Here is a 13952-nt window from a genome sequence, read left to right on the forward strand (position 1 = left end):
TACAAGCCATAAAAATAGACAAACTCGATTTTAATCGAGTTTGTCTACAATCTGAGAGCCTTCATATTGAAGGCTCCCTTAATACCTGTCATTCATCTAACTTTAACGGCACGGCCCTTCACTAATGGGAATCGTTTCTTCTCCGTGGTATCGACCTGTGTGATTTCACCATCATGTACGGTTATTAAAACCGATCCATATTGCAGATCTTCCAACCTTGAAATGATATGCCTGATTTTCATTTCTTCTTTCTTTTCCATAATATCTCCCCTTCACTACTGGTAATAAAGCTTCGTTTCATGCCTAATGTTAAAAAGGTTCGCACGACAAGCACATGTGCGCTTCCCACTTTCAATGTGTTCTTGGGAACTTGGTTCACCTATCATATCCTCATCACTTAACTTTCCGTATAAGAATAACCAGTTAATAGGAACTCCATATTCCCTCCCTTCCCTATAAAAAATAAAAGGCACCCGCCATCTAACAGATTAGATGTAAGGGTGCCTTTAGTTAACTAATCGGCAATATTCGGGAATGGCAAATGTTATAGAAAAATACGATTTAATGTGCCAAACCGCATTATTCTTACCAACTAACTTGGTATTTACTAATATAATCCATTTTTATCCTTTTGTCAATCCTGTGTTTAAATTTTCTGATTAGTCCGCCTTTTACATTTTACTTATTTACCACTTTACCAAACTAAACTATTTGAGATATACTATTTTAGTATAAGTTGTCGGTATTAACACACACTTTGTATTTAAGAAAGGTTCGATATAAATGGTAAATAAAAAATGGGGTTTATTGATTTTGACCACTTTCGTAATTGGAAATATGGTCGGCGGCGGAATTTTCATGCTCCCTGCTCAATTAGCACAGGTATCCAGCCCGTTAGGGGCCACATTGGCATGGATCGTTACTGGACTTGGAGTTTTTCTAATAGCTTTGGTGTTTGGTAACCTGGCAGTCCGGAAACCTGATTTGAAGGCTGGACCGCAAAGTTATGCTCAATCATTATTTAAATCTCCTGTTAAAGGAAGAGTTTCAGGGTATAGCATGGCTTGGGGGTATTGGGCTGCGAATTGGGCTGCGACAGCTTCTGTCATCATTTCATTTGCTGGTTATCTATCAACGTTTTTCCCTGTGATGCATAGTCCAAAAGTGATTTATACAGCGGGTTCGTTTCAACTTGAACTAGGTAAAGCATTAACGTTTGCGGTATGTTCCGCTGCCCTTTGGGGGATTCAGGCAATCTTGGTAAGAAGTTTTAACAGTGCTGGGAAAATGAATCTTTTTGCTACAGTTACCAAAGTGCTTGGATTCTTATTTTTCATCATTATCACGATATTCATCTTCGATACTTCCAATCTAGGAAACGGAGCTGAATTTTATGATAAGGCGGGAACTGCAATCTCTTTAGGAGATCAAGTGAACGCTGCTGCCATTTCAACATTATGGGCCTTCATCGGTATCGAAGCTGCCGTCATGCTTTCAAACCGTGCCAAGTCTCAAAATGATGTAAAGAAAGCGACGATTCTTGGTTTACTTATCGCTGTTGCCATTTATATCGGCATTACTTTATTGACGATGGGTGCCATATCACAAGACGAGTTGAAAATATCACAAAAACCGCTTGTTGACGCACTACAAGCAGTAGTTGGTTCAAGCGGCACGTATATAATGGCTGCTCTTGCCGTCATTTCCTTATTGGGATCGACGATCGGATGGATTGTCGTTGCCTCGGAAGTTCCTTACCAGGCAGCGAAATCGGACTTGTTCCCGGCCTATTTTGCGAAAGCAAACAAAAATGGCACACCTGTCCGTTCTATGACTATAACAAATATCATGACACAGATATTCTTATTCTCCACTATTTCAGGTACGATTTTGGAGGCTTATAAATTTTCGATGATCGTCGCTACACTTGCTTACTTGATCCCGTACCTTGCATCCGTTCTGTATCAATTGAAACTGGTGATGACCGGGGAAACCTATGACATCATGAAAGGCTCAAGGATACGTGATGGCATTATTACAATCTTGGCGTTAATCTACTCGATTTGGGTCATCAAGACAGGTACAGCCGATATGAATACATTCATACTTGGCATTGCCTTATATGTATTCGGAATCATCCTATACCCACTCTGGATGAGAAAAAAAGCATAACCTTAAACACCTAGGCATTTATAAATGCCTAGGTGTTTTTTATATTTCTTTCACAATCAATCTGGTTTTCAGCTGTACCGTTTCCCCTGAGCATAACTCCCTCAATCCAGTCAATTTTGCAGGCAAATCCAAATTAGGAGCATTCGTTACCCAAGTATATGGTTCAGGACAAACGAACCCCTCCTGATTGAACAATACCCAAAACTTAAAATGTTGATCGCCTTGATAGATGACTTGTATGCCAGCCTCTTGATCAGTGAGAATGCACTCGTTTTCCGGATTTCTTTCCTTATCATAGCCAAATAAGTCATCAAATTGCCGGCCGTCCAAGCTAATACCGTTTTGGATTTCCAATGTATTGGCCGTTTCATGAATTACACCTGTGGGCAATGATCTTTCATTCAACTCCCAATGTTTATTGACGGGAAGGGATATTCTGCAATCCTCCCATTTACTCACTGCTCCAAATGGAAAATTGAATACAGTATGATAACCTGCTCCCCACGGAAAAGGTTCAATGCCCTTGTTGGCGATTTCCAATTGTATTTCCAATGTTTCAGCCCTTAAAGATAAAGACATATTCACAGTGATATCTTGTGGAAAGCTACCTTTTAGATCAAAATCACTGCTTGAGAATTCAGTATTAATCACGATTTCTTTCCCGTTTACTTCCTTTTTGCGGACTTGCCACGGCATGTCATGCAAAAAACCATGAATATGATTATATTTTTCCATTTCATTGATTGGGAACTTATACGAAGTCCCCTTATATGTAAATTGACCATCTTCAATTCGATTAGGAGGAAACAGGATTGGCATTCCGTATAAAATGGAAGCTTTTTTATACTCCTCTACACTATCCGGAGTTCGCAGCAACTCAATATCCTTATGCTTGTATTTCAATGAAAGCAGATTGCTTCCTAAAGATGGCACAAGTATCCCTTCCACTTTTTCATTGCCGAACTTTATGGCCTTTTCATTTAAAAAAGTGATATCTTCTATATACCCTTTCACTTTTTCTCCTCCTTTGGCTTGAACATATATCCATCCTACTTCCACGGTCCATTTTTTTCAACAAATGGAAAATATATTTCGTCCTTAATCTTTCTAAGTTTGAAATTGTAATCGAGGATTTTGCTTAATTTGCTTTGCTATTTTTCTATTTTTCTTTTATCCTTTTCCTTCTTCCGAACGACTTGTAACTTTTTAAATAAAAAAAGAATGCCGTTACGGCATCCTTTTTTACTTATCTATTACTTTCACTTACCAAAGCCACTATACCTTCATCATCATCCAAAACAAGTTCAATACCTGAGTATGGATCTTTATTCATATATTCATCCAGCCATAAACGAAGCGCTTCTATCAAGTTGATGGTGATTAACACTTGTTTCCGGCCATCGACAAACGCTTCCGCCGAAAAGCCATAATCATCATCATACATTAACTCCACTTCCACATCATTAGGTTGTACCTGCTTTTTACGGGCAATGTAAACACAAACCGCATTGATGATATCTTGTTCGGAAATCTTTAGCCTCTCCATGGGTTTGGATCTTCTTTCTTCTTCTTATCTTTGAAATATGTGAATATTTTACGGATTACAACGATTAATACCACAACCGCCATCACGTTGATTAATAGACCAAGTATAGAACCAAGCATTCCCATATTGGCAAATAGGCTACCAAAAAGTAAACCTGCCAATCCTCCTAGCATAAGTCCTTTCATTAAGCCGCCTTTTGCGAATGTGTTTCCACTCTTGGCTTTATTGGCAGTAGTGGCATCGGATTTCTTCGTTTCTTTATTTTGGAAATTCGAATTATTATTGTTGTTGCTGTTAAAGCTTCTTTTTCCGGACTTGTAACCCCTTGCATCGACTGACTCCGTATGATCCTGGAATACATACGTGCCGACTGGCGAGAATGCTAGTGTAATTGTAAGTAATGCAGCCATAAATTTTTTCATCATGTTTTTTTGCCTCCGTTTAATAGTATGGAATGTTGTTTCATTATATCTTTTCCCAGATTAACTGAAAGTCCACATCACCTATCCTTGTTTTATCTTATAGTATTTACGTTGAAATTCAAAATAAGTTTCATTTTTTTTTGATTTTTTTCAAAAAAATAAGCAGGGGCATTTTCTCCCCTGCTTATTATTGAACTATTAGTTTACACGAACGACACGGCCGTTGAACTTACTTGCCCAATATCCGCTATCCATATTGGCAATTGCAACACCTGTTGAACTTTGGGAACCGATAAATTTGCCGCCGCCGACATAAATACCGACATGCCCATCAGTTTTGTAGGTATTGAAGAATACTAAATCTCCAGGTTGTTTTTGACTGCTAGATACTTGACGTCCTGCACCTTTCAATGCATCCGTACTGGCTGGAAGGTTCACACCAGCTTGTTTATAAGCCCATGCAACGAATCCTGAACAATCGAAAAGACCGTTAGCGATATCGGATGCCGTTCTTCCGCCACCAAATTTATACGTGGAGTTACCGATATATTTATAACCTGCTGTAATGGCAGAGCCTGTATTTGCACTACTTGGCTTACTTGATGTTTCAGTTTTACTTGCTGCAGGTTTAGCTGCAGAACTGTTTTTAGATGAATTTGAAGATGATTCAGCTTTAGACGAACTTTTTGCCGAAGCCTCTCCTTTAGACGAACTTGATGATCCTTCACTGGAAGAACTTGATGATTCTTCACTGGAAGCATTTGAAGAATTCACTTCTTCAGCAGCACGGTCAAGATCTGCTTTTTCCGATGCTTTACGTTCTTCCTCTTTTTTGATATTTTCACGAATGGAAGCTATTTGTGCTTCTAGACCAGCATCTTTATTCTCTAAAGATTGTTTAAGCGCCTCTGTTTCAGATTCTTTCTTTTCGATCTTAGCCTTCATATTGACAGTTTCAGCTTTTTGATCTTCAATTTGCGATTGCATGCCTTTAAGCTCTACTTCCATATCCTTAAGGCTTTGCAATTTCTTCTCAACGGTCGCTTGTTTTTTCTCTAAGTCAGCTTTATCCGCTTCCTGCTCGCTAAGAATCTGTTGGTCAGCTTCCACGATAGTGGCTACCGCCCCAACACGATTAACGAATTCACCAAAGCTTTTAGAACCTAAAACAACTTCCAGGTACTCAACGTCCCCGCCGCTCTCTTGGAAAGAAAGTGCGCGCTCTTTCAAGACTTCCTCGCGTTTTGCGATTCTTTCTTCCAACGCTTTAATTTCTTTCTTTAAAGATTCTATGTCTTTTTCGGTGTCTTTAATTTCTTGTTTAGTATCTTTGATTTTTTGATCATTTTCCTTCATTGCCGATTCGATCTGGGCAATTTGGGCATTCATTTTCGATTGTTCTTTTTTCAATTGCTGAATAACTTGTTCTGCCTCTGAAATATCTGATTGTATTCCTGTACGTTGCGATTGAATATCCGTGATAGATTCAGCTTTTACAGACGGTATGGCAAAAGCGCTTCCTAATCCAAGCATAATTGTCGTGTTCAATACGATAAGTTTTTTCTTCAAACTCATTTCCCCTGCTTTCCTCCCCTTGCATTTCCATCGACCCACTTCTTTTTCTCTATGAAAAATGATTAGTCAAAATAAATTGCTGGGAACTCTTCTCTATTTTTTTTACTCTTTATGTAATCTTCTAAGGTTGAGATAATATTAAATACATTTCTTAAACTCTACTATGTTTTCATCTAAGTCGTAGTATATCATCAGATTTTGTCAAATACGTGATAACAATATTACAATTATATTTCAATTTTAACATTAAACATAAAGATTCGACTTTTTCACGTGATAAAACATCCAATATCTTACATAATCACCTTCACATTTTGATGCAAGACTTTCTATCTAGTGTTTAGCACCAAGGGACCATGGACTATTGGCAGGCAAAAACTTACCACCTGTGAATGCACGGTAGCCCTTTTGGAACAGATTTCAGCTCATTTACCAATCTTAGAGGAAGGTTTACTGACAGCCTATTAAAAAAAACCGCTTTCAGCGGTTTTTCCGACAATATTCGACCCACTCTTAAATTCCAGCCATAAAGTCGACAAAAACTTTCAATTCTTTCGGTCGGACGAATACCCTTTCCCCTTTGCTTATTTCCAGATTCATATATTGTTCCTTCGTCAGTTCGATTTCCAGCGGTTCGTTTGTATCCTGACGAATGACTTCTATCCGGACGATGGGGCCAATAGTATGGATGTGGTCAATTATGGATGCGATCGAATCCTTTTCCGCTGGTTCTCTTTCTATGATAAAGTTATGGGCCCTTACATAACCGGTGCCCGCTCCATCTTCACTGCCCGGGGCATTCATTTCTACATTGCCAGTAACCAATTTCCCTTTATGCACGTTGCCCTTGAATAGATTGACACTGCCTAGAAAATCATAAACAAAGGGATTTTCAGGGTGATCATATACTTCTTCCGGGGTTCCAATTTGTTCAATTTTCCCTTCATTCATGATTACGACCCGATCAGCAACATCCATCGCCTCTTCCTGATCATGTGTCACGAACACGCTCGTTACATTGAATTCGTCGTGAAGCCTTCTTAGCCAACGCCGAAGTTCTTTGCGAACCTTGGCATCCAATGCCCCGAATGGTTCATCAAGCAAGAGGATATTCGGTTCAACCGCCAGTGCCCTTGCCAATGCGACACGCTGGCGCTGGCCGCCTGATAATTGCGATGGATAACGATCTTTATATCCTTCCAGCTTGACGAGTTGAAGCAATTCGGTAACCTTTTGTTCGATAACTTCTTTACTGGGCCTTGTTTTTCTTGGGCGGACCTTTAATCCATAGGCGATATTATCAAAAATGGTCATATTACGAAAAAGGGCATAATGCTGAAAGACGAAACCCACATTTCGATCTTTTACATGCTTATGCGTGTAATTCTCTTCATTAAAAAGGATTTTTCCGTTCTCAGCCTGTTCAAGGCCTGCGATGATACGCAGTAATGACGTTTTTCCCGATCCGGAAGGGCCAAGCAGGGCTACGAGTTCACCGCTCTTTATTTCCAGATCGATGTTCCGGAGTGCTTGATAGGACCCGTAATATTTTGTAACATTTTCAATGATGATACTCATTTCATTCCTCCTATCTCGCTTTGGTTGATTTAAAGTCCGTTTTCCACTCTATGAAGCTTTTAATGATCAACGTTATGATTGCAAAGATGGACATCAGGGATGCAACCGCAAAAGCGGCCGAAAATTGATATTCATTGTATAAGATTTCAATATGAAGCGGCATCGTATTGGTCATGCCCCGTATATGTCCCGATACGACCGATACAGCTCCAAACTCCCCAATTATTCTGGCATTGCAAAGGCTGATTCCATATAGAAGTCCCCATTTTATATTGGGAAGCGTCACATACCAAAATGTCTTGAACCCTCCCGCACCCAGCGTGAGAGATGCCTCTTCTTCAGAAGTCCCCTGACTTTGCATGAGCGGGATCAATTCGCGTGCAATGAATGGGAAGGTGATGAAAATGGAGGCAATGACAATCCCTGGTATTGAAAAGATCACTTTAATGTCAAGTGATTGCAGCAGTGGACCAAGTGTTCCATGTAAGCCGAACAGAAGGACAAAAATCAACCCGGCAATGACCGGTGATACGGAAAAAGGCAAATCTATCAATGTTATTAAGAAGTTTTTTCCCTTGAAATCATATTTTGTTATGGTCCAAGCGGCAACCACTCCAAATATGGCATTGAGCGGCAAGGTGATGAGGACAACGATCAATGTTAACTTAATCGCAGCCACGGCATCAGGATGGGCGATGGCCGCAAAATAAGCTTCGGCACCTTTTTCAAAGGCTTTTACAAAGATTGCGATTAATGGGACTACTAAAAACAAAGTGAGAAATAGCAATACAATGGAAATGAGGATCCACTGTATGGACTTAGGCTCTTTAGTTGCGTTTCTCGTAATAATGACTGGGTGATTCGCTTTTGCAACCACTGAATTATCATGTTCCATCATATCCCCCCTACTTCCCTGAATATCTTTTGCCGGTCCACCATTGTAAGATATTGATGGTGAACAAAATTATAAATGTAATAATGAGCATGACGGCTGCAACAGCTGTTGCACCTTCATAATCATACTGTTCAAGCTTTGTCATGATGATCAGCGGGGAAATTTCCGTTTTAAATGGCATATTTCCGGCAATGAAGACAACGGATCCATACTCTCCAAGTGCCCTCGCAAAAGAAAGGGCAAAACCCGTCAATATCGCTGGGATCAATTCCGGGAAGATGATTTTAATGAATGTCTGCATTCGATTCGCCCCTAAAGAGGCAGATGCTTCTTCCATCCCTTTTTCGATATTTTCAAGCACCGGTTGAACCATCCGCACCACGAATGGCAGACCGATAAATATAAGGGCGATGATGATCCCTGCGGGAGTGAAAGCGACTTTAAAGCTGAAAAATTGCCCGATCCATCCGTTCGGTGAATACAAGGTGGTCAACGTAATCCCTGCAACGGCAGTCGGGAGGGCAAAAGGCAAATCAACCAGTCCATCGATGATCTTTTTGCCGGGAAACTCATAACGAGTAAGCACCCAGGCAATCAATACACCAAAAACTGCGTTAACAATGGCCGCAGTTAACGCTGTCAAGAAACTCAATTTATAAGAAGCGAGAACCCTCGGTTCAGTTATGGTCGCCCAAAAATCCTGGAACCCCATTGAAAATGTGTTTAGAAAAACCATCGATAACGGGATCAAAACGATGATGGTGAGATACAGTAGCGTAAAACCCATCGTCAATCCAAAACCGGGTATGGTCCTCTTTTTCGTCTGTTTACCTTCAGTCACTATATTCATCGCTTCGCCTCAACCCTTTTTCTGATTTATGAAGGAGAAGATGTTAAAGCCACACCTTCTCCTTCATGCTTATTGCTGTTGGTAAATCTCGTCAAATGTGCCACCATCATTAAAATGTGTTTCCTGGGCACTTTCCCAACCGCCAAATGTATCATCAACAGTCACCATCTCGATATTGGCAAATTGGTCTCCATATTCAGCGAGAACCTTCTCATCCCTTGGACGATAGAAGTTTTTCGCGGCAATTTCCTGACCGGCATCCGTATACAGATATTCCAGGTAGGCTTCGGCCACTTCCTTTGTTCCTTTTTTCTCGACCACTTCATCGATAACAGCTACCGGTGGCTCTGCTAATATACTGATTGAAGGGTTGACGATTTCATATTTGTCATCACCGAATTCTTCCAGTGTTAAATAGGCTTCATTCTCCCAAGCGATCAGTACGTCACCGATTCCCCTTTCCACAAAAGTGGTCGTTGCACCGCGGGCCCCTGAATCCAGGACTTCAACATTCTGATAAAGTTTTTTCATGAAATCCTTCACTTTTGTTTCGTCATTATCGAAATTTTTCTCCGCATAAGCCCAGGCAGCCAGGTAATTCCACCTTGCCCCTCCGCTTGTCTTTGGGTTTGGTGTAATGACGGATACATCCTTTTTAGTCAGATCATCCCAATCTTTAATGCCTTTAGGGTTATCTTTTTTCACCAAAAACACAATCGTTGATGTATATGGTGTCGAGTTCTCCGGTAAACGTTTTTGCCAATCCTTCGCTAATAGGTTACTAGCTTCATAAATGGCATCAATATCATAAGCCAATGCCAATGTAACGACATCCGCCTCCAATCCGTCAATGACAGCCCTGCCCTGTTTACCAGATCCGCCATGTGATTGTTGAATCGTTACATCCTGACCTGATTCTTCTTTCCAGTGCTTCACGAACGCTTCATTGAATTCCTGGTACAATTCCCTTGTCGGATCATATGACACATTCAAAAGCTCTACTGACTTCGATGTTCCGTCCCCTTTCGTTTTTTCCGAGTTGCATCCAGCAAGTACACCGAAGGCTAAAATCAAACTTGTCAATAACATCAACTTTTTCATGAGCTTCCCCCCCTTTTTTTTACAGCAAAAAAGGCATTCTATTTCCCTTCAATTATTTTTCGGGAGATAGTATGCCTTCAGTTCTCTGATCAGCAATTATTTTATTTTTTGTATATCCTTACCATAAAACAAAGTTCACCAAGTTGTCAACTAGGTATTGAATGTCCCTTTAATTAAATTCATTCACGCTTTGCAGGTTGAAAAATCCCCTAAACGAGAAGGGCTCGATCCACCGGGGAGATCGAGCCCTTTTGAATACCTTGCCAACAATTATGAATTGGATGATTTTTGATAAAGCTTATTTTCCACGATATACTGATAACACTGATCAGGCAGTAAATATCTTGGTTCCCCGCCCATTGCGAATTCATCCCTTATATATGTAGAACTGATTTCCATGGAAAGGCCTTTATCAATAAGGTGAAATGTATTGCCATCATCATAATTCCTTAGCAATGGACTTTTGGATATGATTTTCAGCATATCGATTCCATCCCGAGCCATGACGATGAATTTATGATTGGCAATCAATTTTTCCCTGAATTTCCATCGTAAGTGTACCGGCAACTCCTGATTATCAATATCTTCAAGTAAATCTGCACCCATTATGAAGTAAACTTCGTCTTTTGGAAATCGTGATTTAAAATATTCCATCGTATACCAAGTATATTGTTTACTCGTTCCGGCACGTTCATTAATTTCATAATCACTGACTTCGAATATCGGGTTGCCCCCTATTGCCAGCTCGAGCATTTGCCAACGGTGTTCATTGCTTGTTTTCATCTGTTTATCGATACGGCCATTTGCGCAAGGTAAAAAAATCACCTTGTCCAGCTTAGCACGATGCGCAATGGTGGATGCTGTCCATAAATGCACATTCGTGACCGGATCGAAGGAAGATCCGTAAATCCCAATTTTGCCCATCCTATTATCCCCCTAATCAGCCTTTCTTTTTCACCACGGCCCTGACCGGGCTCCCGTCCCCTGCTTCCAATGCCAGCGGCAATGCAGCCAAATCGTACAGCCCAGGCTCCAGTCCATCAAGGACCAGCCCTTCGAGGATATGAATTCCGCAGCCTGACAGTTTATTGTGGGCAGGCAATTCTTTGCTGTCGAGACAGTCGACTGAAGGTAAATCAAGCCCAAGGAGCCTAACCCCTTTATTTGCAAGGAAGGGAGCTAAATCTGGTTCAACCGGTGGAATCCATTCCGGAAAACGGCTAAGGTCCTTCCATTGACCTGTTGCCACCAACAACCGCCGGACCCCTGTCAATTCGATGCCTTCAAAAGCTTTAATGCCAATGCTTTCAGCTGCATCCACCTTTACTACGGTAGCAGTGCCAATATATAAATCAAGATCGAGTTCGATGATTTTTTTTCCATTCTCATCAAAATGATAGGGAGCATCAATATGAGTTCCTAAATGTGTACTCATCCGGATTTCCCCTACATTGACGGAAGACCCTTCAGCCATTGATGAATTCAGCCGATATGAATATTGCGTATCTCCTGGCCAATATGGCGTATTTTCATTCAGGCGCTGAGAAATATCTAACCATTGATTCATGTGTTCACCCCTCTTTACAGTTTGGTCCTTAATGTCCATAGCTCAGGAAAAAATGGCTGTTCGACCACTTTCTTCAGATAACTTACACCGGACGATCCGCCAGTTCCCTTTTTATTGCCGATGATACGTTCTACGGTGCTCATATGATTGAATCTCCAGAATTGTTGTTGACTTCCAATATCAACGAGTTTTTCGGCCAGCTCATACAAATCCCAGTAGTTATGCACATCACGGTAAACGGTCAGCCACGCGCTTTCAACACTTGCATTTTCCTGATAAATGACAGACCAGTCCCTGTTCAATACCGATTGATCAATGGGAAGCCCCCTTGCAGCCAAAGCCCCTATAGCCGCATCATAAATACTAGGTTTATTCAAGGCTGCCATCATCGACTCATAAAGCTCAGGCTGATGACGGAAAACGGCCAATATTTGCGAATTCTTTTGACCCATCGCAAATTCTATCAACCTGTTCTGAAATGATTGAAACCCTGAAGAGTTTCCTAGTTTCTCCCGGAATTCCATATAATCGGATGGCGTCAAGGTCGAAAGCACATTCCAGGATTGAACTAGTTGCTGTTGGACCCTGGCCACTCTGGATAGCATCTTAAAGGACGGCTCCAAATGTCCTGCCACAATATGATCAGTTGCCGCAGTCAATTCATGGATGATCAATTTCATCCATAATTCACTTGTTTGATGAATGATGATGAACAGCATTTCATCGTGATGGCCGGAAAGCCGATGCTGACTTGATAAAATTTGATTTAAATGCAGATAGTCCCCATAGGACATATCTTTTTCAAAATCAGTTACCATACTTTCTTCCAAACGATGTTCATCTCTTGGACCCTTATCCATACCATCCCTCTTTCCCTTTACTTTCTTTTGAATTTCGACATCAATAAATAAACGATGCAAAGAAAGATCAGCCAAGGAACCCCGAACTGGAGCACGATTTTAAATGGGCCAGTGAACCAGGTGGATACCGTCAATGCAAACAAAAGAAATGCACCAAGAATCGTTAGATATGGAAATCCATACATTTTAACCGGTAATTTGCGGCCCCCTGATTTCTCCCACCTCTTCCTGAAATATAAATGGGAAATGAACACCATGAACCAGGTTAGAATGGCTCCGAACATCGATATCCCCATCATGAATGCATATGAAGTATCCGGAAGCAGGACTTTTACTCCTGCAGCAAGAAATATTCCTAAAGTGGATATGAGAAGGGCCCTTAGCGGGACACCTTTCCTGCTCACTTTTTGAAATAGGGCTGGAGCCTGATGTTGCTCGGATAATGAAAATATCATTCTGGTGGAGGCATATAATTGACTATTCATTGCAGATAAAGCAGCGGTTAAAATAATGAAATTCATTATCCCAGATGCCCCGGGGACATTCAGGATTTCCATTACCTTGACAAATGGGCTCTTATCAATACCGGCAGCTTGCCAGGGAACAATCATTAACATGATCCCGATAGTCAGTACATAAAAAGTGGCAAGCCTGAAGACAGTTGCCTTCAAAGCTTTAGGTACGGCTATATCCGGGTCCTTTGCTTCCCCCGCCGTCACCGCAATCAGCTCAGTTCCTAAAAAGCTGAAGAGCGAAATGAATATGGCGACCCAGAGCCCCCAAAATCCGAAAGGCATAAAACCTCCATCATTGGCATAGTTCTCTACACCGATCCCGCTTGAAGGTTCGGCGCCAATCACCACATAGGCCCCCAGTAGAATGAATATGACAATGGCGCTTATCTTGATCATTGAAAATACATACTCAAAATTGCCGAATGTATTGACACTCGTCGCATTTACATAGATTAGCAGTGCAGCAAAAAGAAAAATCCAAATGCTTCCAGGTATATCCGGAAACCAATATTTCATATAAACAGCGATGGCACTCACTTCGACACCAATGGCAAGAACATTCGCTATCCAATAGGAATACCTCACAACAAAACCCGCAAATGGACTTATATATTTTTCCGCAATGGTTCCAAAGGATCCCGATGTTGGATAGGCTACAGTCATTTCCGCCAAACATCCCATCAGCAGAAGGACAATGAATGCACCTATTGCATAGCTGATAAGTACACTTGGACCAGCCGTTCAGCCGTTGAAATCGCAAGGCCGCTGCCCAAAAATAACCCGGTGCCAATTGCACACCCCATGGCTATCATAGTGATTTGATTCGATGATAATTCACGTTGCAGCTTATTATTCTCCATATGTTGCTCCC

General features: G+C 41.1%; 13 protein-coding genes and 1 pseudogene. 1 reads left to right on the plus strand and 13 read right to left on the minus strand.

Annotated elements, in window-relative coordinates; genetic code table 11:
* Window positions 1–92 precede the first annotated feature (92 nt).
* The gene (locus ADA55_RS27960; RefSeq protein ID WP_375564143.1) at window positions 93–242 is read right to left on the minus strand and encodes a DUF2292 domain-containing protein; all 150 of its coding nucleotides are present in this window, start codon (window positions 240–242) and stop codon (window positions 93–95) included.
* 541 nt (window positions 243–783) lie between these two features.
* Between ADA55_RS27960 and ADA55_RS10090 the strand changes: the two genes are divergently transcribed.
* Window positions 784–2172: an amino acid permease gene (locus tag ADA55_RS10090; RefSeq protein ID WP_048682921.1), complete on the plus strand. Its 1389-nt coding sequence runs from the start codon at window positions 784–786 to the stop codon at window positions 2170–2172.
* Window positions 2173–2211: 39 nt separating this feature from the next.
* On the opposite strand, the gene ADA55_RS10095 is transcribed toward ADA55_RS10090, so the two are convergent.
* The 12 genes and pseudogenes from ADA55_RS10095 to ADA55_RS10150 all read right to left on the minus strand — a co-directional run bounded on the left by ADA55_RS10095 (window position 2212) and on the right by ADA55_RS10150 (window position 13941).
* A complete protein-coding gene (locus ADA55_RS10095; protein ID WP_048682924.1) occupies window positions 2212–3186 on the minus strand; it encodes an aldose 1-epimerase in 975 nt (324 codons plus the stop codon).
* Window positions 3187–3418: 232 nt separating this feature from the next.
* A complete protein-coding gene (locus ADA55_RS10100) occupies window positions 3419–3718 on the minus strand; it encodes a YxcD family protein (RefSeq protein WP_048682927.1) in 300 nt (99 codons plus the stop codon).
* The gene (locus ADA55_RS10105; RefSeq protein WP_048683039.1) at window positions 3706–4140 is read right to left on the minus strand and encodes a hypothetical protein; all 435 of its coding nucleotides are present in this window, start codon (window positions 4138–4140) and stop codon (window positions 3706–3708) included. The genes ADA55_RS10100 and ADA55_RS10105 overlap by 13 nt, the downstream gene beginning before the upstream one ends.
* Window positions 4141–4338: 198 nt before the next feature.
* Window positions 4339–5715 (minus strand): PcsB-like coiled-coil domain-containing protein, encoded by a 1377-nt coding sequence (locus ADA55_RS10110; RefSeq protein WP_048682930.1) that lies wholly within the window; start codon window positions 5713–5715, stop codon window positions 4339–4341.
* 513 nt (window positions 5716–6228) lie between these two features.
* Window positions 6229–7293 (minus strand): sulfate/molybdate ABC transporter ATP-binding protein, encoded by a 1065-nt coding sequence (locus ADA55_RS10115; RefSeq protein ID WP_048682932.1) that lies wholly within the window; start codon window positions 7291–7293, stop codon window positions 6229–6231.
* Between the two features lie 10 nt (window positions 7294–7303).
* On the minus strand, window positions 7304–8188 hold the full coding sequence (cysW, locus tag ADA55_RS10120) for a sulfate ABC transporter permease subunit CysW (protein ID WP_105718832.1): 885 nt from the start codon (window positions 8186–8188) through the stop codon (window positions 7304–7306).
* Between the two features lie 10 nt (window positions 8189–8198).
* On the minus strand, window positions 8199–9038 hold the full coding sequence (gene cysT / locus ADA55_RS10125; RefSeq protein WP_048682939.1) for a sulfate ABC transporter permease subunit CysT: 840 nt from the start codon (window positions 9036–9038) through the stop codon (window positions 8199–8201).
* A 69-nt stretch (window positions 9039–9107) separates the two neighbouring features.
* On the minus strand, window positions 9108–10139 hold the full coding sequence (locus ADA55_RS10130; protein ID WP_048682942.1) for a sulfate ABC transporter substrate-binding protein: 1032 nt from the start codon (window positions 10137–10139) through the stop codon (window positions 9108–9110).
* A 270-nt stretch (window positions 10140–10409) separates the two neighbouring features.
* Entirely contained in the window at window positions 10410–11063 is a 654-nt protein-coding gene (nadD, locus tag ADA55_RS10135) for a nicotinate (nicotinamide) nucleotide adenylyltransferase (protein WP_048682944.1), read from the minus strand.
* A 16-nt stretch (window positions 11064–11079) separates the two neighbouring features.
* The gene (gene kynB, locus ADA55_RS10140) at window positions 11080–11706 is read right to left on the minus strand and encodes an arylformamidase (RefSeq protein ID WP_048682948.1); all 627 of its coding nucleotides are present in this window, start codon (window positions 11704–11706) and stop codon (window positions 11080–11082) included.
* Window positions 11707–11720: 14 nt separating this feature from the next.
* The gene (gene kynA / locus ADA55_RS10145) at window positions 11721–12566 is read right to left on the minus strand and encodes a tryptophan 2,3-dioxygenase (protein ID WP_048682951.1); all 846 of its coding nucleotides are present in this window, start codon (window positions 12564–12566) and stop codon (window positions 11721–11723) included.
* 17 nt (window positions 12567–12583) lie between these two features.
* Window positions 12584–13941 (minus strand): annotated as a pseudogene (locus ADA55_RS10150) (amino acid permease).
* Window positions 13942–13952: the final 11 nt, after the last annotated feature.

The sequence above is a fragment of the Bacillus sp. 220_BSPC genome (genome assembly GCF_001054655.1).
Taxonomy (GTDB): domain Bacteria; phylum Bacillota; class Bacilli; order Bacillales; family DSM-1321; genus Peribacillus; species Peribacillus frigoritolerans.